Source organism: Methylorubrum thiocyanatum, from assembly GCA_014138645.1.
In the GTDB taxonomy this organism is placed as follows: domain Bacteria; phylum Pseudomonadota; class Alphaproteobacteria; order Rhizobiales; family Beijerinckiaceae; genus Methylobacterium; species Methylobacterium thiocyanatum.
Window position 1 is genome coordinate 21,887 of the sequence record JACJIB010000015.1, and the last position, 17,343, is coordinate 39,229.

Annotated in this window: 18 protein-coding genes; 13 read left to right on the top strand and 5 right to left on the bottom strand. The window is 63.2% G+C overall.

Annotated features, from left to right (window positions below):
• The first annotated feature begins 157 nt into the window (after window positions 1-157).
• The 5 genes from HNR51_RS25855 (at window position 158) to HNR51_RS25875 (ending at window position 4,640) form a co-directional block, all read left to right on the top strand.
• Window positions 158-823 (top strand): hypothetical protein, encoded by a 666-nt coding sequence (locus HNR51_RS25855; protein WP_182556873.1) that lies wholly within the window; start codon window positions 158-160, stop codon window positions 821-823.
• A gap of 360 nt (window positions 824-1,183) precedes the next feature.
• Entirely contained in the window at window positions 1,184-1,960 is a 777-nt protein-coding gene (locus HNR51_RS25860) for a DUF3800 domain-containing protein (protein ID WP_182556874.1), read from the top strand.
• A 572-nt stretch (window positions 1,961-2,532) separates the two neighbouring features.
• Window positions 2,533-3,189, top strand: a complete 657-nt coding sequence (locus tag HNR51_RS25865) for an AAA family ATPase (protein ID WP_182556875.1) — start codon at window positions 2,533-2,535, stop codon at window positions 3,187-3,189.
• Entirely contained in the window at window positions 3,161-3,457 is a 297-nt protein-coding gene (locus HNR51_RS25870) for a ribbon-helix-helix domain-containing protein (RefSeq protein WP_182556876.1), read from the top strand. The genes HNR51_RS25865 and HNR51_RS25870 overlap by 29 nt, the downstream gene beginning before the upstream one ends.
• 172 nt (window positions 3,458-3,629) lie before the next feature.
• Entirely contained in the window at window positions 3,630-4,640 is a 1,011-nt protein-coding gene (locus tag HNR51_RS25875) for a hypothetical protein (RefSeq protein WP_017482500.1), read from the top strand.
• A gap of 979 nt (window positions 4,641-5,619) precedes the next feature.
• Here HNR51_RS25875 and HNR51_RS25880 read toward each other — a convergent pair.
• Window positions 5,620-5,877 (bottom strand): DUF1810 family protein, encoded by a 258-nt coding sequence (locus tag HNR51_RS25880; protein WP_239681471.1) that lies wholly within the window; start codon window positions 5,875-5,877, stop codon window positions 5,620-5,622.
• A gap of 339 nt (window positions 5,878-6,216) precedes the next feature.
• The gene (locus HNR51_RS25885; protein WP_017482501.1) at window positions 6,217-6,540 is read right to left on the bottom strand and encodes a hypothetical protein; all 324 of its coding nucleotides are present in this window, start codon (window positions 6,538-6,540) and stop codon (window positions 6,217-6,219) included.
• 163 nt (window positions 6,541-6,703) lie between these two features.
• Between HNR51_RS25885 and mobQ the strand changes: the two genes are divergently transcribed.
• A complete protein-coding gene (mobQ, locus tag HNR51_RS25890) occupies window positions 6,704-7,966 on the top strand; it encodes a MobQ family relaxase (protein WP_182556877.1) in 1,263 nt (420 codons plus the stop codon).
• Here the strand turns inward: mobQ and HNR51_RS25895 are convergent.
• Both HNR51_RS25895 and HNR51_RS25900 read right to left on the bottom strand, forming a co-directional pair.
• Window positions 7,963-9,513 carry a type IV secretory system conjugative DNA transfer family protein gene (locus HNR51_RS25895; RefSeq protein WP_182556878.1) on the bottom strand — a complete coding sequence of 517 codons (1,551 nt, stop codon included), beginning with the start codon at window positions 9,511-9,513 and terminating at the stop codon, window positions 7,963-7,965. The two genes, mobQ and HNR51_RS25895, sit on opposite strands and share 4 nt — an antisense overlap.
• 55 nt (window positions 9,514-9,568) lie before the next feature.
• Entirely contained in the window at window positions 9,569-10,048 is a 480-nt protein-coding gene (locus HNR51_RS25900; RefSeq protein WP_017482504.1) for a hypothetical protein, read from the bottom strand.
• Between the two features lie 365 nt (window positions 10,049-10,413).
• Here HNR51_RS25900 and HNR51_RS25905 point away from each other — a divergent pair, with 365 nt between their 5' ends.
• From HNR51_RS25905 to HNR51_RS25915, 3 genes are all read left to right on the top strand, one after another.
• On the top strand, window positions 10,414-10,908 hold the full coding sequence (locus tag HNR51_RS25905; RefSeq protein ID WP_182556879.1) for a hypothetical protein: 495 nt from the start codon (window positions 10,414-10,416) through the stop codon (window positions 10,906-10,908).
• Window positions 10,908-12,002 carry an AAA family ATPase gene (locus HNR51_RS25910; protein WP_182556880.1) on the top strand — a complete coding sequence of 365 codons (1,095 nt, stop codon included), beginning with the start codon at window positions 10,908-10,910 and terminating at the stop codon, window positions 12,000-12,002. The genes HNR51_RS25905 and HNR51_RS25910 overlap by 1 nt, the downstream gene beginning before the upstream one ends.
• A 474-nt stretch (window positions 12,003-12,476) precedes the next feature.
• Entirely contained in the window at window positions 12,477-13,283 is an 807-nt protein-coding gene (locus HNR51_RS25915) for a hypothetical protein (RefSeq protein WP_152277740.1), read from the top strand.
• Between the two features lie 58 nt (window positions 13,284-13,341).
• Here HNR51_RS25915 and HNR51_RS25920 read toward each other — a convergent pair whose 3' ends face one another.
• Entirely contained in the window at window positions 13,342-13,635 is a 294-nt protein-coding gene (locus tag HNR51_RS25920) for a hypothetical protein (protein ID WP_152277739.1), read from the bottom strand.
• Between the two features lie 514 nt (window positions 13,636-14,149).
• On the opposite strand from HNR51_RS25920, the gene HNR51_RS25925 reads away from it, so the two are divergent.
• The 4 genes from HNR51_RS25925 to HNR51_RS25940 all read left to right on the top strand — a co-directional run bounded on the left by HNR51_RS25925 (window position 14,150) and on the right by HNR51_RS25940 (window position 16,896).
• Window positions 14,150-14,506, top strand: coding sequence for a DUF2958 domain-containing protein (locus tag HNR51_RS25925; RefSeq protein WP_152277738.1), 357 nt, complete (start codon window positions 14,150-14,152; stop codon window positions 14,504-14,506).
• Window positions 14,503-14,820 carry a hypothetical protein gene (locus tag HNR51_RS25930; protein ID WP_017482509.1) on the top strand — a complete coding sequence of 106 codons (318 nt, stop codon included), beginning with the start codon at window positions 14,503-14,505 and terminating at the stop codon, window positions 14,818-14,820. Before HNR51_RS25925 ends, HNR51_RS25930 begins: the two co-directional genes overlap by 4 nt.
• A gap of 435 nt (window positions 14,821-15,255) precedes the next feature.
• Window positions 15,256-16,425: an ImmA/IrrE family metallo-endopeptidase gene (locus tag HNR51_RS25935; RefSeq protein ID WP_182556881.1), complete on the top strand. Its 1,170-nt coding sequence runs from the start codon at window positions 15,256-15,258 to the stop codon at window positions 16,423-16,425.
• Window positions 16,426-16,431: 6 nt separating this feature from the next.
• A complete protein-coding gene (locus tag HNR51_RS25940) occupies window positions 16,432-16,896 on the top strand; it encodes a DUF4411 family protein (RefSeq protein ID WP_017482511.1) in 465 nt (154 codons plus the stop codon).
• The last annotated feature ends 447 nt before the right edge of the window (window positions 16,897-17,343 follow it).

The following is a 17,343-nucleotide window of genomic DNA, read 5'->3' on the forward strand; positions in this document are numbered from 1 at the left end:
CAGGCCGCCCACCCCTGACGGCTGCCCTGAAAGCAAGGCGCGGGGGCTGGTTGCCGCGCGCTTGTCAACAGGAAAGGCGGTGGATGACGCGTAGGGGTAATTGTCAGGGTAAGCGTCGTCTTTACGTTGTACAGCTTAATTGCCGTGGAGAGGCCCGTTGCCACTCGAAAGCATTTCGCTGCGCAAGCTGCTGAAGATCGGGTTTGCCCGTCCCAACCGTCGCCAGGGAGCTCTACGGGAGATCATTCGTCAGGATCGAGCCCGTGCCGCCGGGTCCGTTGATGAGGGCGGTGACTTCTATGGGCCATTCTGGGCGGATGCCAAAGCGCATGTCTTCGGCACCCGGGATCTGCACGAGGCGACCACAGGCAGGGTGGCCGACAACCGGAACCGGCGGCGGCTGTACCCGCTGCTCCGCGACGGCTTTCTGGGGTGGTGGAACCCCTATCGTCGCGGGACCAACGAGCCTTTTCGGCTTGGTCCGGTCCAACGGACACGCTTTGAGGTCCTGTCCCTGGCTTCGACGGTCAAGGTCGACAACATCCTGTCGATCGAGGACGGTCTCGGGGGGCTTCACTACGTCTACCCGTACTTTGCCGAGGCCCCTGCCCTCGGAAATGAGGCAGCTCAGCTTGGCTTGTGGCTGCTTGGCCGGGCCTTGCCGGATCTGCCAGCCGATCGCCTGCGCGTGCTCGATGTGTTCCGCGGACAGGCGTTTTCGATCGCCGATACGCCTCTGCAAGGGGACGAGGAGGAGCGGTTCCAGCGGATGTACGCCGCTCTGATCCAGGAGCGTAATGCCCTCCGGGGACCGCCGGGCTAGCAGCTCTCACACCTCAACCTTTGCCATTTGTGGCAAATGGTTTGTGGATAACCGCATGTGGCGGCAACGCCTGGAACAGCCTGCCGTTGGGGTGGTGCGGGATCGTCCCGCATGGAGAAGTCCCATGGCAAAGAAGAGCAGCAGCAGCGGAAGCAGCTACCGCAGCGCGGTGACCGGTCGCTACGTCACGGCCAAGCAGGGCAAGGCGAGTCCGAACACCACGGTGAAAGAGAAGCGCTAGATCCGGTCGCCGTGACCGGCAACAAACCACTTGTGGCAAGCCCTTTGCCACAAGTGGTACAAGGGAGAGTGTCAAGCCGCGCGTAATCACCGGCACTTAGCTGCGCGTGGGGACCTCGCGTGCTGGCCAGCGGCCACGCTTCGCGGTATCGTCGGACGATGGCCTTCAGTGACTATGTTGTGTTTGTCGATGAGAGCGGGGACCACGGCCTCAAAACGATCAACCCGGAGTACCCGGTCTTTGTCCTGGCGTTCTGCATCTGCCGCAAGGACGCCTACGTCCAGCAGATCGTCCCCCTCATCCACCAGCTGAAGTTCGATTTCTGGGGCCACGACGCGGTGGTCCTGCACAGCCACGAGATCCGCAAATCCAAGGGCGACTTCGCCCAGCTGCTGGTTCCGGAAACCCGCGCGGCCTTCCAGGAGCGCATGACCGCGGTGATGCAGGAGGCGGAGTTCACGCTGATCGCAGCGGTCATCAACAAGGAGCAGCTGGTCCGTCGCTACGCCCAGCCCAACGATCCCTACGAGATCGCCCTCGCCTTCTGCATCGAGCGTCTGCAGATGTTCCTCCAGGAGCGCGGCCAGACCGACCGGCAGACGCATCTCCTGGTCGAGTGCCGCGGCAGAGCCGAGGACGACAAGCTCGAGCTGGAGTTCCGGCGGATCTGCGACGGCGCAAACCGGGTTGGCGCCCTTCCCAACCTCGACATCCGCTTCGTCGACAAGAAGCACAACTCGCCAGGGCTGCAGCTGGCGGACCTCGTCGCCTATCCGGTCGGGCGTCACGTGCTGAAACCTGACCAGCCCAACCGGGCCTATGAGGTGGTCGAACGGAAGTTCCGACAGAGCCCGGCCGGACGCATCCCCGGCTACGGCCTCAAGCTCTTCCCGTAGGCCCAAAAAGCGAAAGGCCCCGGTGAGTTCACCGAGGCCCGACGCCGATCGAGAATTCCCGATCCACTTAAGTCCAGTATGGGCCAGTGGCCCTATCTTTTCAAGGGAAATCGCCCTCGCCGCCTATGTGTGGTTTATGGTAAGCCATAAATGGCTTGACCTAAGTCGCTGCGCAGACATCGGTTTTCCGGCTGATCTCAGCCAGGGGCTGCTCACCACACTCTTTCTCACGCCCTGTCAGGGGCCCTCTCGCCCTCAGCTATAAGGAAGGGTCACGAGGTGGCGTCCGGTTCATCCCCGGCGCGCGCTGCACGATGCCAGGCCCCACGGGTACGGTCGCCAGCCTTCCAGCGGAGCCCTCGTCCCTGCGGCGTTGCCGCGATGGTGATCCCGCGTGGTACGCCGCCCTGAGGGCGGCGTTTTCATGAGCTCACGTGCACCGTGGTGATGGCTTGCCACAAATGGCAAAGGGTATGTGGTGTGCCATAAAGGGCACATGGCAAGCGGTATGCCTCGTGCGGCAAACCATTAACCACTTGCCACCTATCCTCGCCGTCCGGAAGGATGCGCCCATGCACGTACTCGCAATCGTCTCCCAGAAGGGCGGCACCGGCAAAAGCACCCTGGCGTTCTCGCTGGCGGTGGCTGCCGAGGAGCAGGGCCTCAAAACCTCGATCATCGACATCGACCCGCAGGGCACCACCAAGAAGTGGTACAGCCGCCGCGAGGCCGAGACCGGGCCCGAGGTCAACGCCCTGAGCGTCAACCAGCTTGAGGCGGCGATGCCGCTGCTCCGGAAGCAGGGGGTGCAGCTGGTGATCATCGACACCCCCGGCGCCGATGTACCGGGCGTGCCAGCTGCGATCCAGCTGGCCGACCTGTGCCTGATCCCCGCCCGGCCGAGCGTGGCCGACATCGAGGCGTCGGCGCCGACCGTCAGCGCCATTCACCGCCTCGGCAAACCGTTCTCCTACGTCCTCAACCAGTGCCCGCCCGGCCGCTCGATCCGCACGACGGACGCCTTCCGCGTCCTGCAGCTGACCGGTGCCGTGGCCAGTACGCCGTTAGCAATGCGGGCCGACCACATGGACGCGCTGGCGACAGGGCAGGGGGTCACCGAACGCGATCCGAACAGCAAGGCCGCCGGCGAGATCCGCGAGCTGCTGATCTGGACGCTCAACCGCATGGAAGGAAAGCCGCATGGCCAGAAACAGACCCGCGTCGCTTGAGGCCGCCCTGGGCGGTGCGCTGCCGCAGGAGCCGACCGCCGAGACCGCCACGATCGTGCAGCACCCGGCCAACCCGGTGAGCGCCCCGGCGAAGGCCAAGAACTACGAACAGGTGGTCGCCTACGTGCCGACGGCCTGCAAGAAGCGCCTGCGCATGATGTGCATCGAGCACGACCGCGACCTCAACAGCTTCATCCGCGAGGGCATCGACCTGATGCTGGCGAAGTACGGCCAGCCGTCCCTCAAGGAGTTCGAGGCCAAGTCCTGAGCCCTTTATGGCAAGCCCTTTGTGGTTTGCCATAAAATCCAAGGTGCTGTGAAAGCACAGGTTTCCGGGCGATCCTCATTGTCGCTTAAAAAACTTGCACATTTTTGGGGCGTGTGTTCCCGTTTCTGGTGCGTTGATTCCCAGTCGGCGCTAGGCTCCGGCCAGGATGTCCATGCCGCCCACCCGCCCGCTTACGCCTGAGGAAGAACAGCGCCTTGCCCGCAAGGAGCGCACCCTCAAGAACCGCCGCGGCCGGCGCAACCCGTCGACCATGCCACAGCACCTGGCGCGCACCTCGGCCTTTGCGCCGCGCAAGAAGGACCTGATCACCGACAGCAACTTCGTGCGTATCTACGAGGTGCCGGGCTACTCGGTGGTCGAGGTGAAGGGCAGGGAGCTCGGCAGCCAGCACCGGGACGCGATCTACGCGCTGTTCCGCCTGCCGCGTGAGAAGGTCCGAACCGACAACCCGGCCTACCGGCGCGGGACGTTCATCTCGCCCGTGCTCTCCTACTACCAGACCCGTACGACCTGGCGGACGCTGATCAAGGCGATGGGGCGCACGGAGCACGTCAACAATCTTCTGAGCCTGGTGCACGTGTTCCAGGAGATTCAGCAGGTCAGCGTGCTGATCCACGAAGGCCGCTCCCTCAAGGAGCTCGAGGCGATCAAGGCCAAGCGGAACCGCAACATGCTGCCCGACGGCGCCGGCTCAGCATCCTCGCTGATCACGGATCTCACCTGGGAAGGGGCCCAGCTCGATAGTGCGGTGACCGTGACCTACGGCGCCCGCGTCCTCGAAATGATCGAGAAGGCGCACCTGGTCAGCATCAATGCCGACGTGCAGTTCCGCCTCAAGTCCGACCACGCCAAGGTGTTCTGGCCGTTTATCGACAGCCAGCCCGAGCACACCTACATCGACGAGGAGCGGCTGGCTCAGCTGGCCGGCCGCGAGCTCTGGTCGGATACGGCGACCAGCGCGACACGCGCCCAGTTCCGCAAGGAGTGCCGGGAGGCCTTCAAGGACATGGTCGGTGCCGGTGGCCTGTCAGCCTTCACCGAGGAAGTGACGGGTTCCGGCCGGGCGAAGTCACGCCGTTACAGCTACACCCACGCGGCACCCCGGCAGTTTGAGCTGGAGCTACAGAAAGCCGCTCAGAACGCTCAAGGCGTTGATGCATAAGGGGATGGGGCGGAAAGAACGCCCCAAATTTCCGATGGGGATTGATGCAGAACGTTTCGCATCGAAGGGTAGGCATAGGCTAAGTCATTGAGCCTGCTCGGGCCGACCCGGAAGTGGCGCCCCAGAAGCACCAGAACGCTTTGCGCAGAAAACCTGAGGCGAGGGGGCTTGGCTTACAGCGCGCAGAGATCCGTCAGCGCGCCTGCGGTCCCGGAAAGAACGCACCAAAAGTCCGGTCAGGCCCAGTCATGGGGTCGCCTGTGGATAAGTGAAAGCACGCCCCAAAAATCCGGAAGTGACGCCCCAGAATCCGGAAACCACGCCCCAGAATGACGGAAACAACGCCCCAAAAACCGCATCTAAGTGACTGTCACCGATGGCGAATTTCCGTATAGACCTCTTTTATAGATATTAAAGAGACCTTAACAGACGCAGCAAGTGCACTCAGACCTCCATCACGACCTGTGGACCAGCGATGCAGTAACCCTGGACAGGCTCGTGCAGGAGGAACCCCCGCCCCTTTTTGGCTTCGCCAAAAACCCGCTCCCCACCCAAATCGGAAGCCGCCTCCGGCGGCTAACTCTCATAAGGGTCCGCCCTGCAGGCGGACAATTCTTGCTGCCGGGAAGGTGAGTGGCAGAGGCAGCAGCGCGGCTTCTGGAGAGGTTATGGGCCGCATGGACGACAGAGAGAGCCTGAAGCTTCAGAATCGACTCTGACGCCGTCCTGAGAGGTTTTGCCACTGCGCTATGCGCAGTGAAGCTCATGCGGTCGCAGGCGACCGCTTGAAGAGCTCCCCAAACGACGGGCGAGGTGGGGCAGAGGACGAACCGCTGACGGCGTTTTTGGGGCGTGGTTTCCCGTAAAAGCTTAGGAATTCCGCCGTTTTGGGGCGTGTGTTCCCATCCTTCTTGAGCCCCCGCGCGTGCCACAAACCATAAACGGTATACCATAAGTGGCGCTGGCCCGATCGCCGATCTCAAGAACGGCCAAGCTTGGCGCGGGTGCGAGGGTCTTCCTTGCCCTCATAGTAGCGCGTCAGCGCCCCCCAATAGACGGGGATCGCCGGCGCGGCGCTGCCGAACAGCGCCGAGCAAAACTTCATGTCGTCGGGACAGCCGAACACCTGATGCGCCGTCTGCCCGGTAACCGCATTGACCGCCGCCGTGCAGATGGTCAGGCGGCCGCGCAGAACCGGGTGTCGCAGGTAGGCCCGCGCCTCATCCAGCCCGCTGATCGCCTAGCGCTGCGCCTCCACAAAGCGCGGGAGGTTGAAAGGATCGTTCATATCTGACTTACACAATCGATGAACCTGAGGTTCGCGTGGCACCGTCTGCGGTCAACCGGAAACGGTGACGGCCACCCCGTTGCCGAGATGGCCGCCGATCCCTTCACGGTCATCGCCATCCCTGGCTGTACCGTGGGTCTAATCTCGCACAGAAAAACGATCCCTTCGAGAAAATCCTAGCGGGGGTCCGGGGGCCGGTAATGAGGCCCCCGGCGGCGCGAAGCGCGGCCGTAAATCAGCGCCGTAGGCGCTTCCGTGTTCCGCCCGCGTAGCGGGCGGCGCGAATTTTCAGGGACCTCCTGAAGCGGGGCTATAAGCTCCCCCGGGGCATCCTGAGGCATAGACGCCGTACAACTCCAAGCCGTAGCTGCCACCAAGCGCCAGCAGCACCAGGCCTATGCCGGCAGGGCGACTCGCGCGAAAAAACAGCAGCCCCACGCCGACCATAATCCCGAGCGTGAACAGGCTCTGCGCGTCCCGCAGCCTGCAGGCCAGCCACGGCCGCCAGCCGATGTCATACCCTAACCATTCCAGGCCAGCGATGATCAGGGCTCCCGCCATGAGCAGCGCGAGGAGCTCGCCGAGCGGATTGAACTGTGCGCGAGGAGGCATGACCGAGCCGGCGGGTGGAGCTTCAGCATAGAGGTGCCCGTGCCACAGGCAAATCCGGTGGTTAGGCTGGCCAGGAGGTAATGGCGCACTTATACATCGCGTATGCAACATAGGTGCGCCCCGGCCACACAGCCGGGATCGATCGGAGGCAGCGGAGTGGGCGGTGGCCTCTTTTCATTTCTCAGCGCAGATCATCGGGCGGTCCAAGGGTCGCTCTGCCTTGGCTGCTGCGGCGTATCGTTCGGCGTCCCTGCTTCGGGATGAGGGAACGGGGCAGGAGTACGATTACCGCCGACGGCACGGTGTCGTGCACAGTGAGGTGCTGCTCCCCGATGGGGCCGCGCCCTGGCTGGCCGATCGCCAGAAACTCTGGAACCATGTGCAGAAGATCGAACGCCGCCGTGACGCTCAGCTGTGCCGTGAGTTCAATCTGGCGTTGCCGCACGAGCTGACCGACGCAGAGCGGCGGGAGCTCGCGCAAACCTTCGTCCGCTCGGCTTTCGTGGCCCGCGGCATGGTCGCGGATCTCGCCATCCATGCACCGACGGACAACGATCTGCGCAACCACCATGCCCACGTCATGGTCACGCTGCGAAAGGCGACAGGACAGGGGCTCTACCGGGTGAAGACCCGTGAATGGAACTCCGACGCGCTGCTCAGGGAATGGCGGGGCGCGTGGGCTGCTTTGCAAAACCGCTACCTTGAGCGTGGCCTGCATCCGACCCGGGTCGACCACCGCACACTGGCTGAGCAGCGGGCAGATGCAAGTGGGCGCGGTGACCATGTGGCCGCTGCGGCGCTCGAACGGCAACCTGAGATCCATGTTGGTCCGCGGGCGCAGAACGCCGCCCGCCGCGGCGCGGCGGTGCCAAGTCAGGCCCGTCAGCAGAACCTGCGCCGGCCGAAGGACGGCACCTGGCGCTCCTCCAGGGCCGGAGAGAAGCGTAAGCGTACCGTGGACTACCGCCGCATCGACCGCGGCAACCGGGCCGCCTTCAATGCGCAGCGCGGTGGCCACGCGGCGTCGAAGATGACGCGGATGGTGGAGACCACCCAGCGACGGAACGCGCGCCTCAGGCGGATTGAGGCCCGCACCAACCAGGAGATCTACGCCATCAAGCAAGCCTTGTGGGAGCTGCGCGAGGCGTCGTCGCGGTCAGCCTGGCAGCGGCTGGCCCCGGCCCACCGTCAGGCACGGGAGGCCTATCTGGCGCGGCGGTTCAGTCACTTCCAGCGGCGTTCCCAGCTGCTCCGCCTGCTGCTCGGGCGTGCCGACCGCATCCTTGCCGGGCTGTTCCAGGTGCACACTCATGCGCTCAGGCGCAGCCGCATCCTCAACGAACGATCACTGACGCTGCGTGGCGGGGCGACGCTCCGGCCGGCGCAGCGGCCGGGATTGAAACTGCGCCTGTGGCACGAGGATTAGGCGACTGACGGCATATCGTCGGCGTCGCTGCGGGGGCGCGGCGAGGGGAAATTGAGGATGGTGGCCTGGGACCGCCACTCGTCGTATCGGCCGCGCCAGCACCACTCCTCATAGTATTTGACCTTGTTGGCGAGGATCGGCGCGCCAACCTGGTCCTGCAGGGTGATGACGCACTGGTTAGGGTTGATCCGCCGCATCTCGGCCGCATCCTTGAGATAGCGACCCGTCTCGGATACCCCGTTTTGCAGCTGGGCCTGCACCAGATCCAGGTTGCCTTCCGAGAAGCCGTGCGAGCGGCTGTAAACCGTGGTCCGGCCGACATCCTCGGCCAGCTGTTTCGCGGTCTTGGTATCGGAAATGCCGAACGTCACCTGCGCGCCGGAGGCGGCGATGAACGTCTGCGCGCCGTTCTCGCCGTAGAGCTCATTCAACTGGCCGTGATCCTGCCAGATGTGCACCACGTGGGCATACTCGCGCAGCATTCCCATGCCCTTCGCCAACGCATCAAGGCGCCCCAGCGCCTTGCACTCATCGATCATCAGCATCGGCTTGTACTCCGGCCGCGGCAGCGCCTTGCCGCGCATCAGCGCGGCCAGAGCGCAGCCGGTCATCATCCGCAGGAACGGGCCGTACACCTCGATCTGGTCATCCGGCACCATGACGTAGACGGTCATGCCTTCCCGGTTCAGATCCATCATCGAGAAGTCCGACGCCGAGGAGAGCCGACCGCCAATCCGGTCCTTGCTCCAGAAGGCCAGCGCCTTGGCGGTGTTGCCGATCACCGACGTGGTTTCCTCGAACTCCAGACCGGCCAAACGCACGCGGCCTTCCTCGGCCACTGACGGCACATTGCTTTCGGCCATCTGCGTCAGCAGCAGGCGCACCCGTTCGTCGCCCCCCGCAATCAGCTCGCGGCACATCGACAGTGTGCGCAGCTCCGGCGGCTGGGAGTGCAGGACGTGGCGGATCAGAGCAGTCATCACCAACCGGGCTGAGGTATCCCAGTGGCCATCCCGGTTCTCGTTGATGACCAGAAAGTTGGCGATCTGCGCAGCGTCGTCGGCCTCGTGAAGGGTGCCGACGCGGATCATGTCCAGTGGATTGAAGCTGTGACTGTGGTCCGGATGGATGGCGTCCAGACGGTAAACCGGGCCGAGCGACGAGCGATAGCGCTGCGTCACGGCGTAGTTCTCGCCCTTGGGGTCAGTGACCAGCATCGAGCCTTTGTGGTCGAGCAGGTTGGGGATGACGATGCCGACGCCCTTCCCCTTGCCCATTGGAGCCGTGACCATCACAGCCCCGTCGCGCTTGAAGCGGATGAAGTGACCCCAGGCTTTGCCGACGATGACCCCTTTCTCGCCGCCGAGCGCGTCACCTTGGGTCAGGTCCCCAAGCCTCGCCCAGCGGGCCGAGCCGTGAGTAATCGGGCGCGGCCGAAGCAGCCAGCGCACGCCACGGAACGTGTATTTACAGCCCCATTTCAGGAGCAGTCCGACAACCCACAAGAGTCGCCAAATCGCATAGAAAAACAAGCGTAGCACTGTCATAAAACAGACTCCCGCCGACAGGTAAGGTCAAGATCACGTGCCTACTTCCTGTCACCTAAAACATGCGGCGACGTATTCTTCTGACGTTCTTGGGAGCAGTTTCGTTGTTGAGCGTCGGCGGTTGAATCCTAACGCGTTCTGCCAGCATGGTCCTGAGGTTCTGGCGGGCGACCCGCGCGTCGCTCTGCCGGTTGATCAACTCCTGAAGCTCGCGCAGGGCATCCGGCAATTGCTGGAGTGCAGCACGGGCCGCCGGTAGGCGCCACCGCAAGATCTCGCCCCGCAGTGCACCGAAATGGCGGGCATTGGCAAAGCCATTGCCCATCATGACCTTGACTGTTTCGTCAACGCCTATGCGCGGGATCAACTTGCGGAGGGTCCGCTCGGCGCCGGCTGGGCTGACATAGGCCGCTCTCAAGAGCCGCTGCACACGGGCCTCGGCCATGCTGATGCCGACGGTCAACTCGCGATCAAGGATATCCAGCGCCTGGAAGTCTGCCGCCGTGTCGGACGGAGGATTATCATTCGCAGACATCGCTAAATCATCCTATAGTAGGGAATGATTATCCTACGACTACTTGCACGGATGTACGGCCTGATTGCTGACTGCTTTGATCGAGAGCCTGTTGCTGGTTCGATTTCTGAAGCGATGCGGCTTTATGACGAAAAGAACCCCAATGACCCCAATCGCCTGAGAAGCCGGGCCCAGACGGAACTCGGACTTCGAAAGCAGTTGGGTATTCGTCAACACGATGCCTAGGGCCCAGGTTGCCGATCCCTGTCTCAATGTGCAGGAATCTGCTGTAAGGCGGAAGCGCCCCATTCCTGGCGGTCTGCGTGAACAATCCAGCCCCGGCCCCACGGCCCTTTCCCAAGGCGGCCCTTGCGCCGCGACGACTGATGGCCATGACCACTGCTGCGGCGGCTGCCGCGGTTCTGGTCGGTTGGATGGGCTTCAGATCCTCCGCTGACCGGCCGTTGTCCGCAGCCGAGCAGATGGCCCGCGCCCTGGCCTTCAATCAGGCTGTGCCCTTGGTGCTGGCAGCCGTGCCGGCTTCCGAGCGCCCTGCCGCCCTGCAGGGCATGAAGCTCCCGGCCAACCAACAGGCCGAGCTTGAGCAGCAACAAGCTGAACTCGTCCACCTGACCCTGTGGGACGATATGGCCGAGGACGGTGACGTGGTCACCATCGATTGCGACGGTTTCCGCCAGTCCGTTACTCTCAAACACGCGCCGGTGACGATCGCCATTCCGCGTCCGCGGACCGGCCTGATGAGCCTGACCGGTGTCTTTGATGGCGGTGGCGGCATCACTGTTGCTGTGTCGTCGGGCGCTGGCCGGGTTCCGCTGCCCTGGCTGTCCGTCGGACAATCCGTAGGTGTGCCCGTGCGCTGATGTCCTCTTCCCTCATTTTGGTGGTCGGCCTGGTCCTGGTTGTGATCGGCGTCGTCATCGTGGCGATTACCCGCCGTTCAACATCTGCCATCATCGAACTTCCCGTGAGAAAGCCCGTGAAGATCATCGACCGGCTCTATAATCGCGCCGCACTGGAAAAAAGAATGGCAGAGCTGCCATCCTCCCAGACGGTCCACGTCAACCGTGATGAAGTCATCGCTTTGATGAAGGATCATATCTTTGGCCAGGACCCGGTCATCGAAGACGTGGTCGACTCGATCTGGGGCAACTTCCTCGCCGAGAACCGCGCGCAGCCCGTGGGGGTCTTCCTGCTCGCCGGACCGCCAGGCAGTGCGAAATCACGTTTCGGTCAAGCGCTCGGAACAGCGCTGTACGGGGCGCAGGGGGCTAAAGCATTCAATCTTGCCAGCTATTCCGGCTCACACAGCGGCAGTGGATTGTTCGGAGCGCCACAAGATCATCAGGGCGGTGCAGGCATGCTTTCAGAGTATCTGATTGCCAACCCGCGATCCGTCGTCATCCTCGATGAATTTGAGAAAGCCTCCAACGCTGTGCAGCGCCTGTTTCTTGATGTCTGGAACGATGGATGCTTCACGGATCATAAGCTGAAACGGGTTGTCAGCACTGTCGATACGATTTTTATTGTGACCACGAACGCTCAGGAAGACCAGATGACGGCACTGGCAGCTTCCTATAAAAACAAGCCGGTTGAGCTTGAGGAGCGTGTCCGGGAAGTCCTGAAACACGACATCGAAAATTCCGTTCTGTCACGGATTGAACGGGTCTTTGTGTTTCAGCCGCTCGACAGGATTGCCTTCGCCGCACTGGTCGGCAGTTTCATCGAGGAGGTGGCTGGCCGCTACAGGATCACTGTGACGTCTGTCGAAGAAGAGGTGGCTTACCGGTACGGCCTCAAGCACTACGGGGAAAAGATCGATGGCCGCGCTGTTTCTGGGGCGGTCGTGAAAGATATGCGGGCTGACTTTATCCGGCTGCAGAAGACCGGTGTGACCCGAGCAAAAGTTGGCTGGAACGCCAAGAAAAACGCCTTGAGCATCACGGCGGACACGTAATCCGCGATGGCACTCTTTGTTTTTCTGCGGCAATCGTTCTGGGCAGTCATCCTGTGGTTTCTAAAGCTGTGTGGCGCCGGTCAGAAGTCGCCTGGTCTGGGTGTCTTGGTCATACTGATCGGTCTCGGCTTCCTTGCGTATGGCGCTTACGTGAAGATCGTCGATTTCTTCACGCCGCCGCAGACTAGCGCCGGACAGTACGTGCCGCCGGCGCCCCCGCCACCGGGACCTGGTCCCGTCACGACCAAGATGGGACCGGTTACGGCTCCGCCTGCTCCACCTCCAATCGTGCGATCTCCGGTCACCACGTCCACGCAGCGCCAGTCGCCAAGCATTCAGGCGCAGCCGCTGCCGGACTTCGCCGGCATTGAGCCGCCTCCCCCACCGCCGCCTCCGCTGCCGGACTCGCCCGAAGGTGTCATCCGCGGTTGGCGGCCTCCTCTTCCAGCCCGCCCCTACCGCCCGGATTGACCCATGCGTAACGCCTTCACCCTGGTTGTGCTGCTTGCTGCATCCACCGCATCGGCGCAGGCTCCGCAGCCCTCAAACGCCGACATCATGCGCGCGATCGACGCGCTCAACAGTCAGGTGAAAGAACTCAAAGACGAAAACGCACGTCTTAAGAAGCAACAGCAGGCACCAGCCAGTCGGGCCGCTGCGCCGACCCCCAGCGTCAAGCCAACACAGTCCAAGGGAACCTCCATCCCCGGGTTCTTTATCAAGCTGATTCCATTCACAGAGGATCGTAACGGCCAGTCCGTGGCCGGTTTTGCCGGGCCGAGCTATGACTTCAATTTTGATCTACATACTCCGGTCCTCCCCGATCAGACCCGCTACATCTACCACGGGATCAGTTACTTTCATCCGAAGGAAGATAATGACTACAGCTTCAGTATGGCTCTAGAGCCTGTTGCCGTCGCAGGAATGTATTATCGGGAGCGCTTCCAATGTAGTGGGGAAATGTCAGTCAATGGCAACCGGGCGCTTTCCGGCTTCACCAATTTCGATGAGACTTCGATCCATACAGGCCCAAAAGATCTTTTCAAGACGCAAAATCTTTACAGCCAAGCGACTCGGTTGACGCCAGAACCGGGCAAAGGCTACAAAATTGAGTTCCGAGTCGACTGCTGGCATGTGCAATTTAAAAACACGACATTTTACGACAGATTCTTGGATATTTGGAAGAAGAACCGCTTCAAAATCATGGTCAAGGGCCCAAGCGATACCCAGCCGCGCCCGTTCCAGCCGGATGAGCTGTATTACATCGGCCAGCCTTCCTGAGGGTCTGGAGCGAAACGATATCGGAAAGACCGCCTTATGGGCGGCCTTTCCGGTTCGATCACCGACCAACGAACAGATCGTTATGGTCCCAGGTACAGGGCACCGAGGTCGTATCCCCCGTGGCCGGGTCGTAACCCTGCAGCGCGTCGCATTCGCTTTTACGCGACAGATGAACCTTCTGGATCTCACCGCGCCGGTAGGCAGCACGAAGCAGGCGTTCGCCGTGGCACTGGACGCTCAGGCAGCTGCCGTCAGCATCTATCCATGGATAGAGGTGCAGGGACGGGCATGACTCAGCCTGGGCGGGCACGGCCAGCAGCAGGGTAAGCGCGATCATGGTGAAACGGGTCATGGGATTTCTCCAGGTGCATCGCAGGGCCGGCGGGCTGCCGGCGTTGTTGCCCTGGCTTATGCGCTGCGCCGCAAGGGGCGCCTGACGGGTCGCGTTGTGCTTACGGCTTATCGTTTATGGCAAATGGTTTGCGGCATGACTGCGCATAGGCTTGCGGTGGCCTGCGGCCTGGTCTGGCTGGTGGTGCCAGCCGTCCGGGCCGGCCTCAAGGCACGCTGCGCTCTCCGGCCTTGACCCCGTCCCAGCCGGCCGGCGGTGGGCTGTCATCGGCTTCGACGCCCCAGAGGGCGTCTGCGCCGCCTCTGCCAAGGAAGAAAGAGGGCGGGGCGCTGCCCCCGGCTGCGGTCAAGGGGGGTCCCCTGCCTTCGGCGAAGCGCCTGCAGGCGGGTGATCCCCCTCCCCTGTGACCTGCGCCACCCCCGGTCTCGCCGACGGGCAGAAGGTCAGGACGGGGCCTGACGCTTCAAGGGGAAGGGTTCTCTGGCTTCGTTCTGAACCAACGAAAGCCAATCCCATGCAACTCATCACCAAAGAGCAAACCGCCGCCCTGCTGGCCAACGGCGCAAAGAGCGCCAAGGGCGACATCGACCCCTATCCCGTGGTCAAGCTGTTCACGCCCGATGCCCAAGCCACATGGCTGCTGACCGAGCTGGATCCGACCGACCCGGACCTTGCCTTTGGCCTGTGTGATCTCGGCCTCGGCTGCCCGGAACTCGGCTATGTGCGCCTGTCAGAAATCCTTGAGGTCCGCGGGCGTCTGCGCCTGCCGGTCGAGCGGGACCGGTCTTTCACTGCGTCCGGGCCACTGTCCGCCTACGCCGCGGCAGCCCGTCGGGCCGAGCGTATCGTCGAGCTGGAGGCGGTCGCATGACCGGCCCCCGGTACGTCGAGGAGCACACCGCGCAATGGCGCGGTGTCTCCCTCCGCATTCAGTGGGAGCCGCGGTTCCTCAACACCAACGCCTTGGCCCAGCCCGGGCACCTGCAGATCGAGAGTACCGCGCCGCGGCGGGCACCCCTGCCGATCACCGAAACCGGCTACCTGTCGTGGTTCACCGCGCCGGCGCTGGTGCAGGAGAGCGGCGGGCCGGTCGCCTTCGTCCTGCAGTGGCTGGACGCCGAGGCCTCCGGGCCGGCATGGGCACAGGCCGAAGGCGACCGGCAGCAGCTCACTCTGTTCGGCTGAGCACTGCCCACGAAAAAGGGCCAGCCTCCCGGCTGGCCCCTGCGTCGCTCGCGCGACGTCGCGCCCTGAGCACCGCCAGTGGCAACTCTCGAGCCTGCCAGGCAATCTTGGCCTTGTGGGTAACGGTCGCTCTCCCATCCTGCAGCGCCCTGCGGCCCGGTCTGCTAGGTGGTGCCAGCCGCCCGGTCCAACCTCAAGGCACGCTGCGCTCTTCGGCCTTGACCCCGGCCCAGCCGTCCAACGTTGGGCTGCCATAGGCGGCAAAGCCGCCTTCTGCGCAGGCTGTGCCGCGCTGGTTTCCAGCGGCGCATTTTGCCTCTGGGTGAACGAAGGGCGAACGGCTAAATTCCTGTGGCGGCAACAACAGCCTGCCTCTGCCGTTCTGCACAGGACCCCTGCCACTCTTGACGGACGTGGTATGGTGCAAGCGTAACCATGGCCAAAAGCGTACCTGCCTTCATCAACCCGGCCATCCTCGCATGGGCCCGGGACCAAGCCCGCCTCTCTCCGGAGGCGGCGGCGAAGGCTATTGCCATCAGTGTGGAGAAGCTGCTGGCCGCCGAGAACGGCGACGCTCAGCTGACTTTCCCGCAGTTCCTGGCCGCCGCCAACGTCTACAAGCGGGCGCCCAGCCTGTTTTACCTCAACGAGCCGCCGGCCGGGTTCCAGCCGATCCAGGACTTCCGCAAGCTGGCCGAGGCCGAGCCCGGGGCGTTCACGCCGGATTTGACCGCAGTGATCCGGCAGGCGCAGGAGCGCCGGGACCTAGCCCTCGACCTGCACGACGACCTGGGGGAGCCGGCCGCCGAGTTCACGTTCAGCGCCACGCTGAACGATGACGAGGAGGCCCTGGGGGCACGCATCCGCAGCTTCCTGGACGTCACCGCTACCGAGCAGCAGGCCTGGCGGGCCAAGGCTTTCGACCACTGGCGCGCCAAGATCGAAGCCCGCGACGTGCTGGTGTTCCTGATCCCCGGGCTACCGCTCACCGAAATGCGCGGCGTCGCCATCGCCGAAAGCCGGCTGCCGCTGATCCTGATCAATTCCAAGGATCGCACCAACGGGCGCACCTTCACCCTGCTGCACGAGTTCTGCCACCTCGCCGTGCGGGCGAGCGGGGTCAGCGGGTTTGGTACGGACGAGCGGCGCGCCGATGCGGCCCGGGTCGAGCAATTCTGCAACGCCGTGGCCGCGGCTGCGCTGGTCCCCAAAGACTGGCTGCTGAGCGAAACCTTGGTGGCTCGCAAAGGCAGCGAAAAGACCTGGGCGGATGACGAGCTGGCCGCGCTGGCGGTCCGGTTCGGCGTCAGCCGCGAGGTGGTCCTGCGCCGTCTGTTGACCCTCGGGCGCACCACCAAGGCGTTCTATGACAGCCGCCGGCCGGCGTTCCAAAAAGAATACGACGACCTCGACAGCAAAAAATCCACCGGCGGCCCGCCGCGCCACCTGGTGGTGCTGAGCCAGCTGGGCCGCTCTTATGCGCAGCTGGTGTTCCAGGGCTACTACGACCGCCGCCTGACGCTCCGCGACGTCTCCAACTACCTCAACATGCAGGTCAAGTCGGTTCCCGCGATGGAGCAGGCCACCTTCGGACTGAAAGGCTAGTCCGGAGTGGCCGACATCTACTGCATCGACACCAGCGCGCTGATCGCCGCCTGGTATGAGCGCTACAAGCCAAAGCGGTTCCCAAAACTGTGGGACCAGTTCGATCAGCTGGTGACCGAAGGGCGCCTGGTCTCCTCCGCCCTCGTGCTGGCCGAGTGCCAGAAGCGCTCACCGGAGCTGCATGAATGGCTGCTGGAGCGCGAGGCCATGTTCCTGGCGCCGGACCAGGATGTGCAGCTGCGCAGCGCCCACATCATCAACACCTACAAGGGCCTGGTGATGGCCGGCAAAGAGAAGTTTGCGGCGGATCCGTTCGTGATCGCGACCGCCGAGGTGCACGGCTACCGTGTTGTGACCGAAGAGGTTGGTCCCACCAGCCTCCGGAAGATCCCTGGCGTCTGCAATGACCTGCAAGTGCCGTGGTGCAATCTCATCGACCTGTTCGATACCGAAGACTGGACACTTGGCTAAGCGCGGCATCCCTCTGTACGGAACCGAACCGACGGTTGTCCGTTGGGGCTTGAGCTGAAGCACGGCAATTTTCAGCCGGCGAGCACATCGGGATTTTGCAGAATGTCCTGGTATATTGACAGTTCCGTTTTGACGCAGAGGAACGGCAAGAACGAGTGGTGGACCACAACGTACTATCCCGGTGACGATGTGCCTGTTTCAGGCATCTACCGCTGTTTGGGATGCAAGCGGGAGGTAACTTGCAACGACCCGGATCGCTTTCCGCCGCAAAATCATCACCAGCATTCAGAAGCTCAAGGAAGAATACGCTGGCGGCTGAACGTGCGGACCAACACCACTGGTAAAACGGATTGAGCTAGGCCAGCGGCGCTGTAGTGAGCGCACAACCGTGTTCAGGTGGGGCGGGCAGGCTTATCTGAGGCGTGCTCAAATGCGCTGATGATCGGG

Coding starts and splice junctions, on each gene's coding strand:
- HNR51_RS25865 (WP_182556875.1), top strand. CDS start 2,533: ATGCACGTACTCGCAATCGTCTCCCAGAAGGGCGGCACCGGCAAAAGC.
- HNR51_RS25870 (WP_182556876.1), top strand. CDS start 3,161: ATGGCCAGAAACAGACCCGCGTCGCTTGAGGCCGCCCTGGGCGGTGCG.
- HNR51_RS25875 (WP_017482500.1), top strand. CDS start 3,630: ATGCCGCCCACCCGCCCGCTTACGCCTGAGGAAGAACAGCGCCTTGCC.
- HNR51_RS25885 (WP_017482501.1), bottom strand. CDS start 6,540: ATGCCTCCTCGCGCACAGTTCAATCCGCTCGGCGAGCTCCTCGCGCTG.
- HNR51_RS25895 (WP_182556878.1), bottom strand. CDS start 9,513: ATGACAGTGCTACGCTTGTTTTTCTATGCGATTTGGCGACTCTTGTGG.
- HNR51_RS25900 (WP_017482504.1), bottom strand. CDS start 10,048: ATGTCTGCGAATGATAATCCTCCGTCCGACACGGCGGCAGACTTCCAG.
- HNR51_RS25905 (WP_182556879.1), top strand. CDS start 10,414: ATGGCCATGACCACTGCTGCGGCGGCTGCCGCGGTTCTGGTCGGTTGG.
- HNR51_RS25910 (WP_182556880.1), top strand. CDS start 10,908: ATGTCCTCTTCCCTCATTTTGGTGGTCGGCCTGGTCCTGGTTGTGATC.
- HNR51_RS25915 (WP_152277740.1), top strand. CDS start 12,477: ATGCGTAACGCCTTCACCCTGGTTGTGCTGCTTGCTGCATCCACCGCA.
- HNR51_RS25920 (WP_152277739.1), bottom strand. CDS start 13,635: ATGACCCGTTTCACCATGATCGCGCTTACCCTGCTGCTGGCCGTGCCC.
- HNR51_RS25925 (WP_152277738.1), top strand. CDS start 14,150: ATGCAACTCATCACCAAAGAGCAAACCGCCGCCCTGCTGGCCAACGGC.
- HNR51_RS25930 (WP_017482509.1), top strand. CDS start 14,503: ATGACCGGCCCCCGGTACGTCGAGGAGCACACCGCGCAATGGCGCGGT.
- HNR51_RS25935 (WP_182556881.1), top strand. CDS start 15,256: ATGGCCAAAAGCGTACCTGCCTTCATCAACCCGGCCATCCTCGCATGG.